This window comes from Sphingobacterium litopenaei, from assembly GCF_014692495.1.
In the GTDB taxonomy this organism is placed as follows: Bacteria; Bacteroidota; Bacteroidia; order Sphingobacteriales; family Sphingobacteriaceae; genus Sphingobacterium; species Sphingobacterium litopenaei.
In genome coordinates this window covers 16,367-37,103 of the sequence record NZ_JACOIJ010000026.1, presented here as the reverse complement: position 1 = coordinate 37,103, position 20,737 = coordinate 16,367, and the positions used below count along the sequence as shown (strand labels likewise).

General features: G+C 36.0%; 22 protein-coding genes and 5 tRNA genes. 13 read left to right on the top strand and 14 right to left on the bottom strand.

Annotated elements, in window-relative coordinates:
- Positions 1 to 153: 153 nt before the first annotated feature.
- From rplL to H8B04_RS12635, 12 genes are all read right to left on the bottom strand, one after another.
- Entirely contained in the window at positions 154 to 531 is a 378-nt protein-coding gene (gene rplL / locus H8B04_RS12690; RefSeq protein WP_002992785.1) for a 50S ribosomal protein L7/L12, read from the bottom strand.
- A gap of 80 nt (positions 532 to 611) precedes the next feature.
- The gene (gene rplJ, locus H8B04_RS12685) at positions 612 to 1,130 is read right to left on the bottom strand and encodes a 50S ribosomal protein L10 (RefSeq protein ID WP_165291601.1); all 519 of its coding nucleotides are present in this window, start codon (positions 1,128 to 1,130) and stop codon (positions 612 to 614) included.
- 2 nt (positions 1,131 to 1,132) lie between these two features.
- Positions 1,133 to 1,831, bottom strand: a complete 699-nt coding sequence (gene rplA, locus H8B04_RS12680) for a 50S ribosomal protein L1 (protein ID WP_165291600.1) — start codon at positions 1,829 to 1,831, stop codon at positions 1,133 to 1,135.
- Positions 1,832 to 1,853: 22 nt separating this feature from the next.
- Positions 1,854 to 2,297 carry a 50S ribosomal protein L11 gene (gene rplK, locus H8B04_RS12675; RefSeq protein WP_149913097.1) on the bottom strand — a complete coding sequence of 148 codons (444 nt, stop codon included), beginning with the start codon at positions 2,295 to 2,297 and terminating at the stop codon, positions 1,854 to 1,856.
- Positions 2,298 to 2,537: 240 nt separating this feature from the next.
- Positions 2,538 to 3,083 (bottom strand): transcription termination/antitermination protein NusG, encoded by a 546-nt coding sequence (gene nusG / locus H8B04_RS12670; RefSeq protein ID WP_165291599.1) that lies wholly within the window; start codon positions 3,081 to 3,083, stop codon positions 2,538 to 2,540.
- A 21-nt stretch (positions 3,084 to 3,104) separates the two neighbouring features.
- Positions 3,105 to 3,296, bottom strand: a complete 192-nt coding sequence (gene secE, locus H8B04_RS12665; RefSeq protein WP_165291598.1) for a preprotein translocase subunit SecE — start codon at positions 3,294 to 3,296, stop codon at positions 3,105 to 3,107.
- A 28-nt stretch (positions 3,297 to 3,324) separates the two neighbouring features.
- Positions 3,325 to 3,395: transfer RNA gene (locus H8B04_RS12660), tRNA-Trp, on the bottom strand.
- Positions 3,396 to 3,556: 161 nt separating this feature from the next.
- Positions 3,557 to 4,744 carry an elongation factor Tu gene (gene tuf, locus H8B04_RS12655; protein ID WP_093365846.1) on the bottom strand — a complete coding sequence of 396 codons (1,188 nt, stop codon included), beginning with the start codon at positions 4,742 to 4,744 and terminating at the stop codon, positions 3,557 to 3,559.
- 73 nt (positions 4,745 to 4,817) lie between these two features.
- Positions 4,818 to 4,889: transfer RNA gene (locus tag H8B04_RS12650), tRNA-Thr, on the bottom strand.
- Positions 4,890 to 4,975: 86 nt separating this feature from the next.
- A tRNA-Gly gene (locus H8B04_RS12645) sits at positions 4,976 to 5,051 on the bottom strand.
- 53 nt (positions 5,052 to 5,104) lie between these two features.
- Positions 5,105 to 5,185: transfer RNA gene (locus H8B04_RS12640), tRNA-Tyr, on the bottom strand.
- A 24-nt stretch (positions 5,186 to 5,209) separates the two neighbouring features.
- Positions 5,210 to 5,282: transfer RNA gene (locus H8B04_RS12635), tRNA-Thr, on the bottom strand.
- A gap of 353 nt (positions 5,283 to 5,635) precedes the next feature.
- Here H8B04_RS12635 and H8B04_RS12630 point away from each other — a divergent pair.
- Entirely contained in the window at positions 5,636 to 6,778 is a 1,143-nt protein-coding gene (locus H8B04_RS12630; RefSeq protein WP_190302589.1) for a BamA/TamA family outer membrane protein, read from the top strand.
- Here H8B04_RS12630 and H8B04_RS12625 read toward each other — a convergent pair.
- Positions 6,775 to 7,200 (bottom strand): hypothetical protein, encoded by a 426-nt coding sequence (locus H8B04_RS12625; protein ID WP_190302588.1) that lies wholly within the window; start codon positions 7,198 to 7,200, stop codon positions 6,775 to 6,777. The two genes, H8B04_RS12630 and H8B04_RS12625, sit on opposite strands and share 4 nt — an antisense overlap.
- Positions 7,201 to 7,281: 81 nt before the next feature.
- Between H8B04_RS12625 and H8B04_RS12620 the strand changes: the two genes are divergently transcribed.
- Entirely contained in the window at positions 7,282 to 8,124 is an 843-nt protein-coding gene (locus tag H8B04_RS12620) for a transglutaminase-like domain-containing protein (protein ID WP_165291596.1), read from the top strand.
- Here H8B04_RS12620 and H8B04_RS12615 read toward each other — a convergent pair.
- Positions 8,121 to 9,233 carry an NHL repeat-containing protein gene (locus H8B04_RS12615; protein ID WP_165291595.1) on the bottom strand — a complete coding sequence of 371 codons (1,113 nt, stop codon included), beginning with the start codon at positions 9,231 to 9,233 and terminating at the stop codon, positions 8,121 to 8,123. The genes H8B04_RS12620 and H8B04_RS12615 overlap by 4 nt on opposite strands.
- Before the next feature lie 150 nt (positions 9,234 to 9,383).
- On the opposite strand from H8B04_RS12615, the gene H8B04_RS12610 reads away from it, so the two are divergent.
- The 11 genes from H8B04_RS12610 (at position 9,384) to H8B04_RS12560 (ending at position 20,735) form a co-directional block, all read left to right on the top strand.
- Positions 9,384 to 10,046 carry an epoxyqueuosine reductase QueH gene (locus H8B04_RS12610; RefSeq protein ID WP_190302587.1) on the top strand — a complete coding sequence of 221 codons (663 nt, stop codon included), beginning with the start codon at positions 9,384 to 9,386 and terminating at the stop codon, positions 10,044 to 10,046.
- A 66-nt stretch (positions 10,047 to 10,112) separates the two neighbouring features.
- The gene (locus H8B04_RS12605; RefSeq protein ID WP_165291593.1) at positions 10,113 to 10,646 is read left to right on the top strand and encodes a YceD family protein; all 534 of its coding nucleotides are present in this window, start codon (positions 10,113 to 10,115) and stop codon (positions 10,644 to 10,646) included.
- A 15-nt stretch (positions 10,647 to 10,661) separates the two neighbouring features.
- The gene (gene rpmF / locus H8B04_RS12600) at positions 10,662 to 10,853 is read left to right on the top strand and encodes a 50S ribosomal protein L32 (RefSeq protein WP_165291592.1); all 192 of its coding nucleotides are present in this window, start codon (positions 10,662 to 10,664) and stop codon (positions 10,851 to 10,853) included.
- Between the two features lie 102 nt (positions 10,854 to 10,955).
- Complete coding sequence (plsX, locus tag H8B04_RS12595) at positions 10,956 to 11,894, top strand: phosphate acyltransferase PlsX (RefSeq protein ID WP_165291591.1); 939 nt, start codon at positions 10,956 to 10,958, stop codon at positions 11,892 to 11,894.
- 6 nt (positions 11,895 to 11,900) lie between these two features.
- Positions 11,901 to 12,890 carry a beta-ketoacyl-ACP synthase III gene (locus H8B04_RS12590; RefSeq protein WP_165291590.1) on the top strand — a complete coding sequence of 330 codons (990 nt, stop codon included), beginning with the start codon at positions 11,901 to 11,903 and terminating at the stop codon, positions 12,888 to 12,890.
- Positions 12,891 to 12,963: 73 nt separating this feature from the next.
- Entirely contained in the window at positions 12,964 to 13,446 is a 483-nt protein-coding gene (gene accB, locus H8B04_RS12585; RefSeq protein ID WP_190302586.1) for an acetyl-CoA carboxylase biotin carboxyl carrier protein, read from the top strand.
- Positions 13,447 to 13,528: 82 nt separating this feature from the next.
- Positions 13,529 to 14,890: an acetyl-CoA carboxylase biotin carboxylase subunit gene (accC, locus tag H8B04_RS12580; protein ID WP_165291588.1), complete on the top strand. Its 1,362-nt coding sequence runs from the start codon at positions 13,529 to 13,531 to the stop codon at positions 14,888 to 14,890.
- An 80-nt stretch (positions 14,891 to 14,970) separates the two neighbouring features.
- Positions 14,971 to 15,837, top strand: a complete 867-nt coding sequence (tatC, locus tag H8B04_RS12575) for a twin-arginine translocase subunit TatC (RefSeq protein WP_190302585.1) — start codon at positions 14,971 to 14,973, stop codon at positions 15,835 to 15,837.
- A gap of 12 nt (positions 15,838 to 15,849) precedes the next feature.
- On the top strand, positions 15,850 to 16,281 hold the full coding sequence (rpiB, locus tag H8B04_RS12570) for a ribose 5-phosphate isomerase B (RefSeq protein ID WP_190302584.1): 432 nt from the start codon (positions 15,850 to 15,852) through the stop codon (positions 16,279 to 16,281).
- A 20-nt stretch (positions 16,282 to 16,301) separates the two neighbouring features.
- Positions 16,302 to 17,888 carry a M28 family peptidase gene (locus tag H8B04_RS12565; protein ID WP_190302583.1) on the top strand — a complete coding sequence of 529 codons (1,587 nt, stop codon included), beginning with the start codon at positions 16,302 to 16,304 and terminating at the stop codon, positions 17,886 to 17,888.
- A 159-nt stretch (positions 17,889 to 18,047) separates the two neighbouring features.
- Complete coding sequence (locus H8B04_RS12560; protein ID WP_190302582.1) at positions 18,048 to 20,735, top strand: peptidase associated domain and porin domain-containing protein; 2,688 nt, start codon at positions 18,048 to 18,050, stop codon at positions 20,733 to 20,735.
- Positions 20,736 to 20,737 lie beyond the last annotated feature (2 nt).

Sequence of the window (20,737 nt, the reverse complement as noted above, 5' to 3'; positions counted from 1 at the left end):
ATTTTAGTTTAAAAAAACTGAAATTAATGTTTTGCTGTTTTGAGTCTTTAGATCATGCGACAGCATACACACGAAAAGACTTATTATATATTAAAACGGGAATAGACTCTGATAAATTATCAGAGTCTAATCTCGTTTTGGTGTTATTTGAAATTATTTAATCTCAACAACAGCACCAGCTTCTTCTAATTGTTTTTTCAAAGCTTCAGCTTCGTCTTTAGAAACACCAGCTTTTAATTCTTTAGGAGCACCGTCAACTAAATCTTTAGCTTCTTTCAATCCTAAACCAGCTAAGTCTTTTACTAATTTAACTACAGCTAATTTTTGACCACCAGCTTCTTTCAAGATAACGTCGAATGAAGTTTTCTCTTCAGCAGCAGCAGCGCCACCTTCAGCTGGAGCAGCAGCAACTGCAACAGCAGCAGCAGCAGGCTCGATACCGTACTCGTCTTTTAAGATATCAGCTAATTCTTTAACTTCTTTTACTGTTAAGTTAACTAACTGTTCAGCAAGTTGTTTTAAATCTGCCATTTTATTTTGATTTTTTGAATGTTCTTTTAAAAAATATTGTTAATTAAACTACGAACTTTTTTAATTGTATAAGGTGCTCGTTAACCTCTTTGTTCTAAAGCTTTTAATACGCCAGAGATTGTATTTCCACCCGATGAAAGAGCAGAGATAACATTTTTCGCTGGAGATTGAAGTGCCGCGATAACGTCTGCGATAAGCTCTTCTTTCGATTTTAGAGTTACTAAAGCATTTAATTGATCATCACCTACGAAAGCAGTTTCTTGAATGTATGCTGCTTTTAATACTGGTTTGTCACCTGCTTTACGCAATTCTTTAATCAATTTCGCTGGAGCATTACCTGTCTCAGAGAATAATAATGTAGAAGCACCTTTCAATACACCTACTAACTCAGGAGACTCGATACCTGCTTCGATTAATGCTTTCTCGATCAAAGTGTTTTTAGCCACTTGCATCACGATACCTGCATCGAAACATTTACGGCGAATTCCGTTGATTTTTTCAACAGTTAAATCAGCAGTATCAGTAATATAGAAGTTACCGTAAGATTTAATCTGTTCTGCTAAAGCTTGAACAATTTCTTGTTTTTCTTCTTTTCTCATGATTAAATACCTGCTACTGATTTAGTTTCTACATGAATACCCGGACTCATAGTTGATGAGATGTGGATACTCTTGAAGTATGTTCCCTTAGCTGCTGAAGGTTTTAATTTAGCGATTACTTGCAATACTTCTAAAGCGTTTTCGTAAATCTTCTCTGCTGGGAAAGACACTTTTCCTACCGAAGTATGGATGATACCTGTTTTGTCAACTTTAAAATCGATCTTACCGCCTTTTACGTCTGTTACAGCTTTACCTACCTCTGTAGTTACTGTACCAGTCTTAGGGTTAGGCATTAAGTTTCTTGGACCTAAAATACGACCCAATTTACCTACTTTAGCCATTACCGAAGGCATAGTGATGATAATGTCAACGTCAGTCCAACCACCTTCAATTTTGCTGATGTACTCATCTAAACCTACGAAGTCTGCACCTGCAGCTTTAGCTTCTTCTTCCTTATCAGGAGTTACTAATGCTAAAACACGAACAGTCTTACCAGTCCCGTGAGGTAATGTCGCAATACCACGAACCATTTGATTCGCTTTGCGTGGATCTACGCCTAAACGTACGTCGATATCCACAGAAGCATCAAATTTTGTTGTAGTAATCTCTTTCACTAAAGCAGAAGCTTCAGCCAAAGTATACGCTTTACCAGCTTCAATTTTGGATAGTGCCGCTTTTTGATTTTTTGTTAATCTAGCCACTTTCTTAAACTGATTTCGTTAATTAATTTTTCCAAGGAGCGTCACCTGAAACAGTGATACCCATACTACGCGCTGTACCAGCTACCATGCTCATTGCAGATTCTACAGTGAAAGCATTTAAGTCAGTCATTTTGTCTTTTGCAATCGTTTCAACTTGCTCCCAAGTAATAGAAGCAACTTTTTTACGATTTGGCTCACCTGATCCACTTTTCAATTTAGCAGCATCTTTTAACTGAACTGCTACTGGTGGAGTTTTGATGATAAAATCAAATGACTTGTCAGCATAAACAGTAATTACTACTGGTAATACTTGACCTGGTTTGTCTTGCGTACGAGCATTGAACTGTTTACAGAAATCCATAATGTTCACACCTTTAGCACCTAAAGCAGGTCCTACTGGAGGAGATGGATTTGCTGCACCGCCCTTAACTTGTAATTTTACTAACGCACTGACTTCTTTTGCCATTTTGTTTTGAATTTAATTTGTTAAATGTTTGTTAGTAAGTTGGAAGCAATAACGTAACATTTACTTTTCGTTTACCGTTAAACAATAGTTTTCACAACTAAACGAGGTGCAAAGATAATAAGAATATTTTAAATACAAAAGAATACTGAAAATATTTAATACTAACCTTACTAAAATTTATTTAAGCATAAAAAAGCCTTCCCACGTATAATAGGAAGGCTTAATTTATTATAAATAATATTATTCTTTTTCTACTTGCATGTAGTTTAATTCAAGTGGTGTCTTACGACCGAATACTTTAACCATTACAGTTAATTTTTTCTTATCCTCATGAACCTCTTCAATCTCACCCGTAAATCCGTTGAAAGGACCATCTGTCACTTTCACTGACTCACCTACGAAGTATGCTACATTGATAGATTCACCTTGCTCCGCCATTTCATCCACTTTACCTAAGATTCTATTCACCTCAGCTTGACGCAATGGAATTGCTACACCAGCTTTATCACCTAAGAAACCGATAACACTATTCAAATTTTTGATTGCGTGTTCGATTTCACCATTTAAAGCAGCCTCTATTAATACATATCCTGGATAGTAGTTACGCTCTTTCGCTACTTTTTTTCCGTCGCGCATTTGGTAATACTTCTCCATCGGAATTAACACTTGAGGTACTACGTGTTGAATACCTAATCTATTAACTTCCGCCTCTATGTATTGTTTTACTTTCTTCTCTTTACCACTTACAGCACGTACAACGTACCACTTTAAACTTTGATCAGCCATATTATTCTTCTAGATAGAACTTTATTTAGTACCGTATAATAACTCCAATACATTACTTGAAGCCTTATCCATTACCAATACTACTAAAGCTATGATCAACGAAGCTACAAGTACTACCACTGCATGGTTTTGCAATTGAGACCAAGTAGGCCAAGTAACCTTCTCAGTTACCTCTTGATAAGACTCTTTAAAAAAATCAAGTACTTTAGCCATTGTTTGATTATTTATTTAAGTTATTTAGCACGGGCACCAGGACTCGAACCCAGACCAAAGGTTTTGGAGACCTTCGTTCTACCTTTAAACTATGCCCGTGTATTTCTTATTTTGTGATGCAAATATAGTGTTCTATTAGCATTAGACCAAATATTTTTTGCTTTTTTTACTATTTAAAGAACAATATTTACATTGAAAAAAATAAGCTAATCAGCATCAGCTAATTAGCTTATTTTATATTTTATAGATAATCTATAAGATTACGCTAAGATTTCAGTTACCTGACCAGCACCTACTGTACGACCACCTTCACGGATAGCGAAACGTAGACCTTTTTCCATAGCGATAGCGTTGATCAACTTAACAGTGATTGTAACGTTATCACCTGGCATAACCATCTCAGTACCTTCTGGTAAAGAAATTTCACCCGTTACGTCAGTTGTACGGAAGTAGAATTGAGGACGGTATTTGTTGAAGAATGGAGTGTGACGACCACCTTCAGCTTTTGATAATACGTAAACCTCAGCTTTGAAATCTGTGTGAGGAGTTACTGAACCTGGTTTACAGATAACCATACCACGTTTGATATCAGTTTTCTCAATACCACGTAACAATAAACCTACGTTATCACCAGCTTCACCGTAATCTAAGATTTTACGGAACATCTCAACACCTGTTACTGTAGATTTCAAGTTCTCAGCACCCATACCTAAGATCTCAACTGGATCACCAGAGTTGATTACACCTCTTTCGATACGACCTGTAGCAACTGTACCACGACCAGTGATTGAGAATACGTCCTCGATTGGCATCAAGAAAGGTAAGTCAGTCAAACGTGGAGGAATTGGAATGTAGTTATCTACAGCATCCATTAATTCCATAATTTTTTCAACCCACTCAGGCTCACCATTCAATGCACCTAAAGCAGAACCTTTGATTACTGGAATATCATCACCTGGGAATTCGTAGAATGATAATAATTCACGAACTTCCATTTCAACTAAGTCTAATAATTCTGGATCATCAACTAAGTCAGTTTTGTTCATGAAAACTACTAACGCAGGAACACCTACTTGGCGAGCCAATAAGATGTGCTCACGAGTTTGAGGCATAGGACCATCAGTAGCAGCAACTACGATGATAGCACCGTCCATTTGAGCAGCACCAGTAACCATGTTTTTCACGTAATCGGCGTGACCTGGACAGTCAACGTGTGCATAGTGACGGTTAGCTGTTGAATACTCAACGTGCGCTGTGTTAATAGTGATACCACGTTCTTTTTCTTCAGGAGCAGAGTCAATTGAATCAAATGAACGAGCTTCTGATAAACCTTTATCAGCTAATACTTTAGTGATAGCTGCAGTTGTAGTAGTTTTACCGTGGTCAACGTGACCGATTGTACCTATGTTTAAGTGCGGTTTACTACGGTCAAATTTCTCTTTTGCCATGTTTATGCGAATTAGTAATTATTAAATATTTCTTATTAAATTCTGTTACAAAAATAATAAACTTATTGTATCGAGCCAAAGATGGGATTTGAACCCACGACCTCTTCCTTACCAAGGAAGTGCTCTACCCCTGAGCTACTTCGGCTTTTTATAAAAGCTTATTTACGGAATTATGCCTCCACCTTACACATTTGAACCATGAAAGATAGAGACTGAAAAACCTTGAAAATTTGGAGCGGAAGACGAGGTTCGAACTCGCGACCTATAGCTTGGAAGGCTATCGCTCTACCAACTGAGCTACTTCCGCTTTTGTTTACAACCTCTAATATTGATTTAAATTGTAAACTAACAATATTAGTGTGGAGGGAGAAGGATTCGAACCTTCGAAGCCGAAGCAACGGATTTACAGTCCGTCCCATTTGACCGCTCTGGAACCCCTCCAGACCTGTGATTTCTCACATTTAGAGCCTCCTATCGGAATCGAACCAATGACCTACTGATTACAAGTCAGTTGCTCTACCAGCTGAGCTAAGGAGGCTTTTATTTTTATTGTCTTATCAAACTCTCGAAGAACATCTACTCTTCCGAGTAGCTGGTGCAAAGATAGAAAAATTCATTTCAAATTTGCAAGAGAATTTATCAAAAACTTTTTATTATTTATTTCTTAAAGAACACTATCAAAATACGTCCTCAATTCATCGCCTGTGTTCGTTTTTGATGTTGCAAAGATAGACACAGGATTCACATTTCAAAAATTTTTAATCAAAAAAAGATATTCAAAAACGTCATTAAGCTGATATGCAGCTCAATAATTTTTCATTAAAAAATTTAAACAAACCTTTACAAATGTTTTGGGTTATATTTGAAACGACAATTTTCAACATATGTTGTATGAAAAAACACTTAACTATTTTTTTATTGCTGCTCATTTCTGGATCTATACACGCTCAAGATTTCACAAATTTTATCAAAAGAATTATCAAAAACACTTTTTCATCACAGGGTGACACCACACGAAAAGGAAGCTTTTTCATCTTACCAGCCTTTGCATACGCTCAAGAAACTGGCGCAGAATTTGGAATCGCAGCTACTTACAACTTCTATTTGGATAAAGAAAATGTAACAAGCCGCACTTCTAACATCTCTTTGATAAGTACTATCACAACGGAAAAGCAAAAAAAAATTAATATAAACGCTGATCTTTGGACAAAAAATAATGATTACCATATCCTACTAGAACTCAGAGCGCGGGATTGGCCATTCAACTTTTATGGCATAGGGAATAATACTTGGAAAGCAGACGAAGATTATTTAGATCAAACACTCTATCGCATTAAAGCAGATGTAGAAAAAAGAATAGCTCCTAAATTATATCTTGGAGTCAATACAAGTTATGATCATTTCAAATTTGAAGACATAGAAAATGGAGGGATTTTCGACAGAGATCCCAGCATTTCAGGAAAAACAGGAGGACAATATGCAAGTATTGGATTATCTGCATTATATGACACACGCGATGTCACCACTTATACAAACAAAGGTTTTTACAGCCGTTTCAAATATGCTTTTGTCCCTCAATTATTCAAGGAAACAGACTTTAACGGTTCACTTTTAGAAGCTGATGTACGCGGGTTTCACCCATTATCAAAAAAGGTTAACGTTGCTGGGCAGATTTTATATCGTGGCACGTATGGAGAAAATATTCCTTTTTATAGTTTACGTGATTTAGGAGGAGACATGACTATGCGCGGATATTATTTAGGACGCTATAAAGACAAAAACTATTTAGCTACGCAAGCGGAATTACGCTATCGTTTCCACCCTCGATTCGGAATACTAGCTTTTGGCGGCACTGGTACTACTTTTTCTCCAGAACACAAAGCTCGCTTTATACCTAGTTACGGTGCTGGTATGCGCTATTTCTTTAGTATAGAACATAGCAGCAGTATACGTTTTGATTATGCTTTCGGGGAAAAAAGAACTGGAGAAGAAAGGCAAACAGGTTTTTACCTCAGCTTAAGCGAAGCGTTTTAATAGAACCAATACGGAAAGCGCAACTTAAAGGATTCCTTGGGTTGCTCTTTTCTTTTACAGATTATTCCAAATTCAAATAAATCAATCAATACCACAAAATCTGTATGTTCCTGCATGGATTTCCAGATTCTTCTATGAGTTGCCTTTTGATGTATGTCTTTGACGAAAATCATAAAATACGAATCTTGTAAAGCCAATAGATCGTCTAAAGAATGCTGATGAAAATCGGTAATTAAAAAAGAAGAACTCTCCACCCCTTTTACATTATAATAATCTATAATATCCTCTATCAACGATTTACTTCGCGTGATGTTCTTATTATAAATCAATTCATCAGTCAAAGCATATACAAATGGGGAGTGCGTACCATGACGGCTATTTGACGTGATAAAATGCTTGATTTTTTTCAGAAGATAAATCATAGCGCAAAAATACACATATTGATTAACAATTTTTGAAAGCTGAATTCTTAATAAATGAATCAATTTTACTAAATTTAATATATGAATGAGAGAGAGGTAAAAGCGATAATATCTTTATTAGACGATCCAGATACAGAAATTTTCAATCAGTTGGAGCAACGTCTTGTGACATTTGGCCCAGAAGTAATTCCACTACTGGAAGAAAATTGGGAATCTTCGTTTGATCCATTATCTCAGTCTAGAATTGAAAATATAATTCACAAAATCCAATTTGACCAGATAAAATATGATCTTCAATTTTGGGATTTAAAAAACAATGATGACTTACTAGAAGGTCTATTAATTATAAATCGATACCAATACCCTAATTTGGATGAAAATAATGTATTGTTGACCATCTCGGAACTGAAGCGAAACGCGTGGTTTCAATTAATGTACGATATGAGTCCGCTGGAGAAAGTAAAACTGCTTAACAATATAATCTTCCGCGAATTTGGACTTTCAGGCAATACCACAAATTATCACGATCCGCAAAACTCCTTTATTCATAAAGTATTAGAAACAAAACGTGGAAATCCTATTTCCTTATCGTGTATATATAGCATCATCGCCCAACAATTGGATATCCCGATTTATGGCATAAATCTTCCAAAACACTTTATAGTAGCGTACATGGAAGATATGGAACAACCTCCCTTGTTTTACATCAACGCGTTCAATAGAGGCCAAATCATGCATCAAAACGATATACATTCCTTCTTGAAGCAATTGAACCTTCCTTCAAGTGAAGAATACACCATGCCCTGTACGAACAAAGCCATTATTAAACGCGTATTACGCAATTTAATAACGGCTTATGAAAATATTGGGAATCCTCAGAAAAGAGAGGAAATTGACATCCTTTTAAAAATTATCGAAGATTAACGCGCATCCAACGAAATACTTTCGGGTGTTCTACCTCTTAAGTTTAATTCTGCATTAGGAGCAACATTCCCGTTATCTTCAATCAAATAACGAAAAACTCTTTTAGCTCCAGAATCAGCGACATAGATATATTTACCGTCTGCACGAGAGTCAATCGCCACATCCATTGGCTGTTTGAGTTTTGTAGCAGCGCCAGTTATAATACGCGTAGGCGTAATTTTTTGTGTAGTACTATGCGAAGAAAAGTTTTCAAACACTAAAATTCGACCATCTCTAACTTCGTTACCAACTACCGAATAATCAGTCAATAATAATATATCTTTTGATTTAGAATAAGAAATCCCTCTTAAATTTCTAGCACCTTCAATTGTTAAGGTATAGGTTGGAGAAATATTTGTTAACGTAGTATCCGATTTCTCGATGAGATTTTGAGCAAATCCTTTATAAGATACAACCGCCCCTTCAATACTCGCATCTCCTGTACGAACAATATATACATCCTTTTCATCCATCGTTATACCCCAAGGAATAAAATCTAATACCATTTGAAAACGAGGTTTAGCATAGAAACCTGAATTAATAGGCTTATAAAAAGCAAATAAATAAGGTGTAGCAACAGTATCCGATTTTTGAATAGCTAATAGAAACTCTTGAGCTAAAGTACCCGTGGCGTTATTTACAACGGTGTAATGCATCCCCCTTACATTGTCTAACCTTCTGTTCGGTAACTTTGCGCGGCTCGAAGGCACTCCCAAAACATTCACAGATAACACTTGAATGGAAGTATCATTTAAACCAGGTGAATTTATCCCCGATTGAAATATCATACCATTGCTCAACGGAGAATAATGAATAGTTCTACCCCCTTTTGCTGCGGACACATAACCTTTCACATCTGATTCTGCGGGAAAAGTATCGCCATCAGCGGGATCCACAATCCAGATATTTTCTAAATTAGTCGACGCTCCAGCCTGATAATCTGAAGTAGAAACGTATAATCTTGAAATAGCTTTTATCTCTCTTGCTGGTGGTTCATCATCATCACGTTGACATGAAATAGCTCCTATTAATAGTGTCGGTATTAAATATAAAAATAATAATTTGCGCATATAATTCGAATCGATTACTTCGTTTACAAATGTATAAATTTTTGTTAGTAAGTATTTAAACGAAAATAGCATTCTGAACGTTACAAAATTGAAATTACTTTTAAAAGCCAGCAGATTTCCGTAAAATTGTAGTCGAATACCTTTGAGGCTATGGAAACTAAAAAAGAATTGATAAGAGAGAAACTTGAATTACCTAATCAGGGCAAAAAATTACTTCTGCACTCCTGCTGTGCTCCTTGTGCCGGCGAAGTCATGGAGGCTTTGATTGCATCTGATATAGAATTCACTATCTATTTCTACAATCCAAATATTCATCCACGCAAAGAATACGACATTCGTAAAGAAGAGAATATTCGTTTTGCTGAGAAACACAATATCCCCTTCATCGATGCGGATTATGACGTTGACCATTGGTTTGAATTAGCCAAAGGCATGGAGCATGCTCCTGAAAGAGGCGAAAGATGCACCATGTGTTTCGATATGCGATTCGAAAAAACAGCAGAATACGCTGCCGCAAATGGATTTGACGTAATATCCAGCTCCTTAGGGATTTCTCGCTGGAAGAATATGGAGCAGATCAACAACTGTGGTTTGCGTGCAGCATCGAGATGGCCTAATATGGATTATTGGACATTCAACTGGCGAAAAAAAGGCGGCTCCGCTCGTATGTTAGAAATTAGCAAACGTGAGAAATTCTACATGCAAGAGTACTGTGGCTGTGCATATTCGCTACGCGACACGAATAAATGGCGTATGGCGAATGGACGTGAAAAAATAGAATTAGGTGTAAAATATTATGGTGATGATGAATAATTATTTCACAAAATAATTGCATCCTAAAATATAAAACATTAATTTTGCAGGCTCAAATACAAGATTGTGAAGTATCTAAAACAATATAGAATTCCATTTTCGGGATTAGCAGCAGGAAAGCACGATTTTGAGTTTGAGATAAACGATAAGTTCTTTGACTGCTACGAGCATTCATTAGTAAAGAAAGGTAATCTTACCGCTAACGTCTCCCTACAAAAACAGGAAGCCATGCTGATTGTCAATTTTGACATTCAGGGTACGATAAAATTGAATTGTGATGTATGCTTAGCCGAATTCGATGCTCCTGTATCTTTTCAAGAAAGAATTATAGTAAAATTCATCAATGAAGAGTGGGACAACGAAACTGATGAAGTAATTATTCTCAATAAAACAGATCATGAGCTTGATATAGCAAACCTGTTGTACGAATACATTAATGTACAAGTTCCGTATTATACAAAATGTACTGAGCAAGGTGTAAATATTACGTGTGATCCAGAGATGCTCGCTAAAATCAGTTCAGAAGAAGAAGGATCGGACATAGAGGAAGAAAACATTGACCCGCGTTGGGCCGCATTAAAGAATATTAAAAACAATTAAAAAACATAATACGAGATGGCACATCCAAAACGTAAAACTTCGAAATCAAGAAGAGACAAAAGAAGAACGCACTATAAGGCTGAAAAACCTACATTGACAGTTTGTAAAGAAACTGGTGCTGTACACGTACCTCACAAAGCGTACGAAGTTGATGGCAACTTATATTACAACGGTAAATTAATCGTTGAGAGAGCAGCAGCTGTCTAAAAATATCTTTAGAGAAAACATCCCAAATTGAGTAAAAAATAGATTTTTTTGCTTTACTTTGGGATGTTTTTGCGTATTATTGAAGGAGAAAAATAATAACGGATGAAGATAGGATTAGACGTTCTAGGTGGGGATTTTGCCCCAAAATCAAACATACTAGGTGCTATTGAAGCACAAAAAAGTCTTTCTGATGATCAACGCATAGTGTTGATTGGTCCTGAGGAAGACACAAGAAAAGCCATAGAAGAAGCAGGCGCAGACCCATCATTATTTGATTACGTACATGCACCAGATGCTATCTCTATGCATGAGCATCCTACCAAAGCTATCACACAGAAGCCTAATTCAAGCATCGCTAAAGGTTTTGAATTACTAAAAAATGGCGAGATAGACTCCTTCTCTTCTGCCGGCAACACAGGCGCCATGCTTGTGGGAGCTATGTTCAGCGTTAAAACTATTCCAGGAGTAATGCGACCAGCAATCGCAACGAATGTACCCAAATTAAAAGAAGGCTTTGGAATTCTTTTGGATGTGGGAGCTAACGCAGATTGTAAACCTGAAATGTTAAACCAATTCGCTTTATTAGGCAGTTTGTATGCAGAATATGTGTACAACATCCAAAATCCTAAAGTAGGTTTATTAAACATTGGCGAAGAAGAAGAAAAAGGTAATGCCCTAACAATCTCAACCTATCCTTTACTCAAATCAAACCCTAAAATTAATTTCATAGGCAATGCCGAAGGCCGCGACTTATTTTCGGATCATGCGGATGTATACGTATGTGATGGTTATACAGGAAACGTGGTACTTAAATTAGCCGAATCATTTTATGTTGTTACTTTGAAAAAAGGTTTTAAAGATGATTTCTTTGATAGGTTCAACTATGAGCAATATGGTGGAAGTCCAATTCTAGGTGTGAATGCTCCTGTATTAATTGGACATGGAATCTCCTCTCCTACTGCTATAAAAAATATGGTATTACTATCTAAAGGTATGATCGAATCGAAATTTATCGATAAGATTAAAACTGCTTTTAACTAACATTATATGTCTAAAATTCACGCAGCTATCACGGCGGTAAACGGATATGTTCCTGATTATGTATTGACAAACAAGGAACTTGAAACTATGGTGGATACGAATGACGAATGGATTGTCTCTCGTACTGGTATTAAAGAACGCCGTATCTTAAAAGGAGAAGGATTAGCTACCTCAGATCTTGCAGTACCCGCAGTAAAAGGTCTATTAGAAAAGAGAGGTATTACTGCAGAAGAAATCGATTTGATTATTTTCTGTACAAGTACTCCAGATATGTTATTCCCAGCCACAGCAAATATCTTAGCAGACAAAATCGGAGCTAAAAATGCTTGGGGTTACGATCTACAAGCAGCTTGTTCTGGTTTCTTATTCGGATTGACAACAGGAACTCAATTTATTGAATCAGGAAAACATAAGAAAGTATTGGTTGTCGGCGCAGACAAAATGTCTTCTGTAGTAAACTACAAAGATCGCAATACGTGTATTCTATTTGGTGATGGATGTGGAGCAGTATTGTTAGAACCAAATGATGAAGGTAACGGCATACAAGATACTATTCTAAAAACTGATGGCTCGGGCGGTCAATTCTTAAACATCAAAGGCGGAGGTTCATTGAACCCTGCAACGCACGAAACTATAGAAGCAGGTTTACACTATGCCTACCAAGAAGGTCGTACAGTTTTCAAATTTGCTGTTACAAACATGGCAGATGTTGCACATGAAATTATGCAACGCAATAATTTGACAGCTGATGACGTAGCATGGTTAGTGCCACATCAAGCTAACAAAAGAATTATCGACGCTACCGCTGAACGTGCAGGTTTACCAGAAGAAAAAGTAATGGTAAATATTCATAAGTACGGAAATACCACAAGTGGTACTATCCCATTATGTTTATGGGAATGGGAAAGCCAATTGAAAAAAGGTGATAATTTAATATTAGCTGCTTTCGGTGGAGGATTCACTTGGGGATCAGTTTATTTAAAATGGGCTTATTAGCTAAGTCAATTTTTCCTATATTTATCGACTAATTTTTAATAATTAATAAACAAATTTGACAAAACCTACTATCATGAGTATGGACATTAAACAAATTCAAGACTTGATTAAATTCGTATCTAAATCAGGTGTGAATGAAGTATCGATTGAAGAGAAAGATTTCAAAATCACGATAAAGACAAATCAAGAACCAACGTATGTAACAGCGACAGTACCAGCAGCTATCCCTGCTGCGGCTCCTGCACCAGCGGCTCCGGTAGCACCTGCAGCGACTACCCCTGCTACACCAGCGGCTCCAGCATCTGATGAGTCTAGCTACATCACAGTTAAATCACCGATGATTGGTACGTTCTATCGTTCTCCAGGTCCTGATAAACCAGCCTTTATCAATGTAGGTGATGAGATTGCACCAGGAAAACCGTTATGCATTATCGAGGCAATGAAATTATTCAACGAAATTGAATCGGAAGTTTCTGGTAAAATCGTTAAAATTTTAGTGAACGACGCGCAACCAGTTGAATACGATCAACCATTATTCTTAGTTGATCCAAGATAATCTCTAGCTGCCCTAGGCAGCTTTTTGAGTTTAATAAGATGCTATGCAAGCATAGTACAATTGGTATATTAAGTCATTCCTTATGTTCAAAAAAATATTAATAGCAAATAGAGGGGAAATCGCTCTACGTATCATTCGCACATGTCGCGAGATGGGCATCAAGAGTGTCGCTGTATATTCAACAGCAGATAAAGATAGTTTGCACGTACGCTTTGCAGATGAAGCTGTCTGTATTGGTCCTCCAGCAAGTAAAGATTCTTATTTAAATATTCCAAATATCATTGCAGCTGCTGAATTAACAAATGCAGATGCAATCCACCCAGGATACGGATTTTTATCTGAGAATGCTAAATTCTCAGCAATTTGTGCTGAATATGGTATCAAGTTTATTGGTGCTACTGCAGACCAAATTGAGAAGATGGGAGATAAAGCTTCAGCTAAAAATACAATGAAAAAAGCTGGCGTTCCTACAGTACCTGGATCTGATGGTCTTGTACCTGACGTAAAAACAGGTATCAAATTAGCTAATGAAATTGGCTACCCTGTTATTATCAAAGCTACTGCAGGTGGTGGTGGCCGTGGTATGCGTATCATCTGGAAAGATGAAGAGTTCGAACCAAACTGGGATTCCGCACGTCAAGAAGCTGGCGCAGCTTTCGGTAATGATGGGATTTATTTAGAAAAATTCGTTGAAGAACCGCGTCACATCGAGATTCAGGTAATTGGTGACCAATACGGTAAAGTATGTCACTTGTCTGAGCGTGACTGTTCGATCCAACGTCGTCACCAAAAATTAGTAGAAGAAGCTCCTTCTCCATTTATTACACCTGAATTGCGTGCAAAAATGGGTGAAGCAGCTATCAAAGGAGCTACTGCTGTAAATTATGAAGGTGCGGGTACAATTGAGTTCCTGGTGGACAAACACCGCAACTTCTACTTTATGGAAATGAATACTCGTATTCAAGTTGAGCACCCTGTTACGGAAGAAGTAATCAACTTTGATTTGATCAAAGAACAAATTAAAGTGGCTGCTGGTATTCCTATTTCAGGAAAAAGTTACGAGCCTACTATGCATGCCATAGAATGTCGTATCAATGCTGAAGATCCATTTAATAATTTCCGTCCTTCACCAGGTCGCATTACTAATTTCCACTCTCCAGGTGGTCATGGTGTACGTGTAGATACGCACGTATATGCTGGATATACTATTCCACCAAACTATGACTCTATGATTGCGAAATTGATCTGTGTGGCTCAAACGCGTGAAGAAGCAATCGCTACGATGGAAAGAGCATTAAGCGAATTTGTAATCGAAGGTATTAAGACCACTATTCCATTGCATTTGAGATTAATGCGTGATCCAAATTTCAGAGCAGGTAATTTTACTACAAAATTCATGGAAACTTTTGATCTTTCTGAATACCCAGAAGAAGAGGAAGCGTAAAAATTTTGTGTTGATATTTAATTAAATACCATTCTTATCCCAAAGAATGGTATTTTTGTTTTCGTTACTTAAAATTGCTTATGTCAAATAAAAAACTCATCGACGCTATAAAGAATAAAGGAAAGAACTTAGAAGCAGAGATGTCATTCTTCGAGCACCTAGAAGTCTTGAGATGGCATATCATCCGTGCTGTAATAGCTGTTGCTGTATTTGCAATACTTTCATTTACATTTTACGATTTTGTGTTCAATCAAATCATTATGGGTCCTAAAAATTTAGATTTTTGGACTTACCGTATGATGTGTAAAGTGGGAGACTTATTGAACTTGGATGGGTTTTGTGTAGAAAAAATTCCTTTTAACATTATCAATACAGAATTGGCTGGACAGTTTATGTTACAGATTAATTCTTGTTTGCTGATGGCTGTAGCATTAGGATTTCCGTATTTATTGTTTGAAGTATGGTTATTTGTAAAGCCAGCGTTGACAGACGTAGAAAGAAGATCTGCTAGTGGATTTGTGTTTTATGCTTCTATCCTATTTGCTCTCGGAGCTTTGTTTGGATATTACATTGTTGTTCCTCTTTCAGTCAATTTCTTGGCAAACGTTTCTTTAAGTACAGAGATTACAAACCAAATTACTATTGACTCTTATTTATCAACAATTGCCACGTTGACATTGGGCTGTGGAGTGATATTTTTATTACCTATTTTGATCTTTATACTATCAAAATTAGGCTTAATGACACCGCAATTTATGCGTGCGAGTAGACGCTATGCGATTGTTATCATCTTGATTATAGCAGCGATAATTACACCTACAGCGGATGTTATTACTTTGCTTACCGTAAGTGCGCCGATGTTTATCTTATATGAATTGAGTATATCGGTATCGGCAAACGTACATCGTAAGAAACAACAAAAAGAAAAAGAATTTTATACTAATTAAAAATATAATACTATGAAAATTGCAATAGGCAGCGATCACGCAGGTTACGATTACAAAGAGACTTTGGTAGCGTATTTGAAAGAGTTGGGACATGAAGTTCAAGATTTTGGTCCTGCGACTGGAGATTCAGTAGATTATCCTGATTACGCACATCCTGTAGCTTCTTCGGTAGAAAATCAAGAAAATGAATTAGGTGTTTTAATTTGTGGTAGCGCGAATGGAGTGGCAATTACAGCAAATAAACATCAAGGAATCCGCGCAGCTATTGCATGGCAAAATGAAATCGCTGCTTTAGCACGTCAACACAATAATGCGAATGTATTATGTATTCCTGCACGTTTCATCGATCTAGAATTAGCAAAAAAAATCGCACAAACTTTTATTACTACTGAATTCGAAGGTGGAAGACACGCAACACGTGTAAATAAAATCTCTTGTGCTTAACCAATAATCATAAACTGACTATGAGAAAAATCCTTTCAATATTTTTTATTCTTCCTCTAGCTTATAGCTGTTCGGTGGCACAATCACCTTCAAAATATGCTAATACCATTACGGAAGAATCATCGAAAAACCATTTGACTATTCTGGCAAGTAAAGAATTTGCGGGAAGAGGAACAGGTCAAGAAGGTGGTCAAAAAACTGTAAAGTATGTAGCTGATCAATTTCAATCGTATGGTTTAAAACCCATTGTAAATGGATCGTATTACCAACCTGTTTCTTTATTACAAGTAGCGTATAAAGTTCAGAACTTCACACTTGCTGGCCAAAATTTAGTATACGGTCAGGATTTTTATGTGCAAGGAGATAATACTGACGCTACATTCTCATCTGATGAGATTATTTTCTTAGGTTACGGTATTCAAGATGAAAAATACAATGAATTAAAAAACATTGATATTACAGGAAAGGTTGTTTTAATCATAAACGAAGGCGAACCTGTTGACGCAGATGGAAAATCTATTATTTCGGGGAGCACTTCGAAATCAATGTGGAGCACAAGTCGCTTCAAAAGAATCCAAGAGTTAACAAAGTTAAATCCAAAATTGATTCTGGCGACAAGTTCTCAAAATGAGGAAATGATCAAACGCATGAACAACCGTGGAATGATGGGACGCGTTGGCCTAGATAAAGGAAATGTTAATCAAGCTACAAGAACATCTGTCCCTGTAGTGCATATCAAAACTTCATTAGCGGATCAATTACTTTCAAAAATTGGTACCAGCGTAAATAATTTTACCTCTAAAACTACGAGTGCAGCTGCACAACCTCCAGTTATTAAATCGCCGGTGCAAGCCTCTATGGGTGTTAAGAATGATAAGCTAAATGATCCAAATGTAATTGGTTACCTAGAAGGTACTGATCTGAAAGATGAAGTTATCGTTGTAAGTGGACACTGGGATCATGATGGTATTTTGCCAGACGGCACTTACTTCCCTGGAGCTGATGATAATGGTTCGGGTACTGTTGCTGTTGTTGAATTAGCTAAAGCTTTTGCACAAGCTAAGAAAGAAGGAAAAGGTCCTCGTCGCAGTATTTTATTTATTGCATTGGCGGCAGAAGAAAAAGGTCTATTAGGTTCTCAATTTTATGTAGAAAATCCTATCATTCCTTTAACACAAACTGTAGCTTGTCTTAATATTGATATGATTGGTCGTATCGATGATAAACATTTGAATGGTGACCATAATTATATTCACGTGATTGGTGTCAATAAATTAAGTTCGGACTTAAAGCCAATCGTAGAAAAAGCGAATGCTGAGACAAAAATGAAATTGGATTATGACTACGATCATCCAGAAGAACCAATGCGCTTGTATTACCGTTCTGATCACTACAACTTTGCGAAGAATGGTATTCCATCGTTATTTTTCTTCTCTGGATTGCACCCACACTACCATACACCAGAAGACACTGTAGATAAAATTGATTTCCCAATGATGATAAAACGTGAGAAATTGATTTTCAATACAACATGGGAAATTGCAAATCGCGATAAAAAACCTGTGGTGGATATGCCATTAGCTGATGCTCAAGGCACTGGAAGGTAAAAAAACTTCCACTAATAAATAAAAAGTCCATCTGAATTGAATTCAAATGGACTTTTTACATTTCTGCACAATACTATTATAAAATTAATAGTTAAAAAAACTTAATTGACACTTTTTAACGATTTATAATAATATTTTAGTGCTATTAACCAGATAATTATGAAGTCATACTTTCTATCTTTAGTATTAATTTTGATTTTTGGACAGTTAATAGCTCAAAATAAAGGGAAAATTTCAGGGCATATAATTGATGCTGAAAATAAGGCATTAGCCAAAGCTACTATTTCGATAATCAACCCTAAAGATTCAACTGTGCTGTCCTATTCCTTGACTGATGAAAAGGGTAAATTTGAATTTATCAAGCTACCAATCCTCACCAAGCTTAACTTATTTATTACACACATCAATGCCGAAACATATCTTACAGAATTTGAAATTGATAATAATCTAATCAAAGATTTTGGTAGCATACAATTAGGCGGCAAATCCATTGATGAAGTGGTCGTGACCGCAGCTCCTCCCATACGAATGAATAAAGATACATTGGAGTACAATGCAGACTATTTCAAAACTAGACCAAATGCTAATGTAGAAGAATTATTGAAAGAACTGCCTGGTCTACAAGTAAACATGGATGGCAAAATATATTACCAAGGTAAGGAGGTAAGTCAAGTTAAAGTAAATGGAAAAGATTTTTTTGCAAGTGATTTTCGTATTGCCACACGAAATCTAGATGCTAGTCTTGTGAAAACAGTGCAAGTATATCGCGATCGGGGGGAATCAAAAAAAACGGTTGAAAATGAAGAAAATCTTCCTATTACCATAAACTTGAAATTTAAAAAAGAATTATTAAGGACAGATTTTGGAAAAGCATATGCCAGTGGTGGCACGAGAGATAGGTATGAAGCTGGTGCGCTATTTAACACATTTAGAGATACCTTACAGCTTAGTTTCATCGGATTTGGCAATAACATCAACAGAGAAAGTTTTGACTATAACGAATTAAATCAACATGCAGGATTAGGCCGATCGGAGAATTATGGATTTAATGATTTTGGGGGTAGAAATTATTGGGGAATTGGTAATAATATAGGGTTAGGCTTCAATCTAAACTACGATTGGGGCAAAAAGACCAAGCTCAATGTAATGTATATGTTCAAAAAAAACAATACATACACTGATTACAACACAGTAAGTAAAATGCTGTTAAATGAGTATGAAGAAACTGCATCATATGCAAGCTCGGATTCACAAAACGAAAATCAGCACGATATTACAACTTTATTTAGACATCGATTTGATACGACAATGTTTATTGAATTTAAGCCTAGGATAAGCTTCAGTAAGAACTCATCAATTAACTTGGGCAGCAGTTATACTTTGAGTGCTATTGATTCACTAAATCGTAACTCGTCGAATAGCTTAACAAACAGAAAAAGATTTTCCTATGGACACGATCTATTCTTTGAAAAACAGATTAACCCCCAACACCTTGTGACATTTACGAATTCGATAAATTACAGTTCGAAGAACAACGATATACTCGACGAAAGTATCACTAAACTATTCAAAGAAAATCAACCAAATACTAGTATTTGGTCTAATAATATTGAAGACCGTCTAGACAATAATATTTATTTCAGTACAAGCTATCAAAATAGAATGATCAAGAAGCTAAACTTTGACACTTATTTTACTGTGAGAAATATTATAGATAGGCCACTTGAAACATTTTTTTATAATAGAAACAACGCGGGACAAGTACATGGCACAGATCTAGAAAACAGTTATGAAATCAATACACAAGATTATATATCAGGAATAAAATTTTATTATAAACCACTAAAAGATTTAGATATTAACTTCGGGACTGCCTATCAAATAAAGCATAATGATTTTGATTTTATTTCAATTAATACCCAAAGAAATATAAAGAATACCTATTGGTTACCCAACATCAATATTAGGTACAAAACAGTACATACGAGTTGGTCAAAAGATGTAAGAGATCCCTATTCTAATATTCGCACACAGACATACAATCTCAATCCTACTTCCACACAATTGCCTTCATTAAACTTTGATCCAGTAGAGATTCAAAATGTTTCTTTGAGATTTAATAAGTTCAATCAAAAAATTCAATTTGGATTTAATTTGAACTATTATTACGAAGATAAATCTTCAGCATATCGATCTTGGATGGTTCCTAATACAGGACAACATACTGGACAATCTTACCAAAGTGGAGCTACAAATAGATATAGTGGTAGTTTCTATTTTAGGTATAATCTGAAAGGTTCTAAAAATTGGCAATATTATTTTTCATCCTCACCTTTCATTTACACACATCAGAATTACAATACAATTAATGATATTGAAAACCTGAATTCTATGTTTAATGCATCTTTGAATCAAGAGTTTTCCATCAGTTGGAGAAATAAAATTGCTTTCGCGCCAAAGTATAAAATAGACATTAGAAATAATACCAATTCAGTGAAAGACAATCCTGACTTTAGAAATTCAACCTATATCACGCATGATATAGGTGCAGGTTTAAATATTACAGGAATAAAACGATTCAACATAGAGACTAGTTATTCCTTACAGAATAGAGCAAGTGGCATGAATGAACGGAATAACTTTCACATTATAAATACGTCATTATATTACAATCTTAAAAATAGTTCTCAACTGAAACTTACAGGATTTGACATTTTGAATCAGAATAATGCCACTTATTGGGGAACGTATGGCAACAGAACTCATTTCCAGAATAGTATTGTACTTAGACAATACTTCTTATTAGGTTATATTCACAAATTCAATATTGCTAAATCAAAAGAATAAAG

Bases quoted from the DNA above. Each gene is read 5' to 3' on its own strand.
- tatC (WP_190302585.1), top strand. From the start codon at position 14,971: ATGTCAAATAAAAAACTCATCGACGCTATAAAGAATAAAGGAAAGAAC.
- tuf (WP_093365846.1), bottom strand. From the start codon at position 4,744: ATGGCAAAAGAGAAATTTGACCGTAGTAAACCGCACTTAAACATAGGT.
- H8B04_RS12615 (WP_165291595.1), bottom strand. From the start codon at position 9,233: ATGCGCAAATTATTATTTTTATATTTAATACCGACACTATTAATAGGA.
- accC (WP_165291588.1), top strand. From the start codon at position 13,529: ATGTTCAAAAAAATATTAATAGCAAATAGAGGGGAAATCGCTCTACGT.
- plsX (WP_165291591.1), top strand. From the start codon at position 10,956: ATGAAGATAGGATTAGACGTTCTAGGTGGGGATTTTGCCCCAAAATCA.
- rplL (WP_002992785.1), bottom strand. From the start codon at position 531: ATGGCAGATTTAAAACAACTTGCTGAACAGTTAGTTAACTTAACAGTA.
- H8B04_RS12565 (WP_190302583.1), top strand. From the start codon at position 16,302: ATGAGAAAAATCCTTTCAATATTTTTTATTCTTCCTCTAGCTTATAGC.
- H8B04_RS12630 (WP_190302589.1), top strand. From the start codon at position 5,636: ATGAAAAAACACTTAACTATTTTTTTATTGCTGCTCATTTCTGGATCT.
- rplK (WP_149913097.1), bottom strand. From the start codon at position 2,297: ATGGCAAAAGAAGTCAGTGCGTTAGTAAAATTACAAGTTAAGGGCGGT.
- H8B04_RS12590 (WP_165291590.1), top strand. From the start codon at position 11,901: ATGTCTAAAATTCACGCAGCTATCACGGCGGTAAACGGATATGTTCCT.
- rpmF (WP_165291592.1), top strand. From the start codon at position 10,662: ATGGCACATCCAAAACGTAAAACTTCGAAATCAAGAAGAGACAAAAGA.
- H8B04_RS12620 (WP_165291596.1), top strand. From the start codon at position 7,282: ATGAATGAGAGAGAGGTAAAAGCGATAATATCTTTATTAGACGATCCA.
- secE (WP_165291598.1), bottom strand. From the start codon at position 3,296: ATGGCTAAAGTACTTGATTTTTTTAAAGAGTCTTATCAAGAGGTAACT.
- H8B04_RS12560 (WP_190302582.1), top strand. From the start codon at position 18,048: ATGAAGTCATACTTTCTATCTTTAGTATTAATTTTGATTTTTGGACAG.
- nusG (WP_165291599.1), bottom strand. From the start codon at position 3,083: ATGGCTGATCAAAGTTTAAAGTGGTACGTTGTACGTGCTGTAAGTGGT.
- H8B04_RS12625 (WP_190302588.1), bottom strand. From the start codon at position 7,200: ATGATTTATCTTCTGAAAAAAATCAAGCATTTTATCACGTCAAATAGC.
- accB (WP_190302586.1), top strand. From the start codon at position 12,964: ATGAGTATGGACATTAAACAAATTCAAGACTTGATTAAATTCGTATCT.
- rplJ (WP_165291601.1), bottom strand. From the start codon at position 1,130: ATGAGAAAAGAAGAAAAACAAGAAATTGTTCAAGCTTTAGCAGAACAG.
- rpiB (WP_190302584.1), top strand. From the start codon at position 15,850: ATGAAAATTGCAATAGGCAGCGATCACGCAGGTTACGATTACAAAGAG.
- H8B04_RS12610 (WP_190302587.1), top strand. From the start codon at position 9,384: ATGGAAACTAAAAAAGAATTGATAAGAGAGAAACTTGAATTACCTAAT.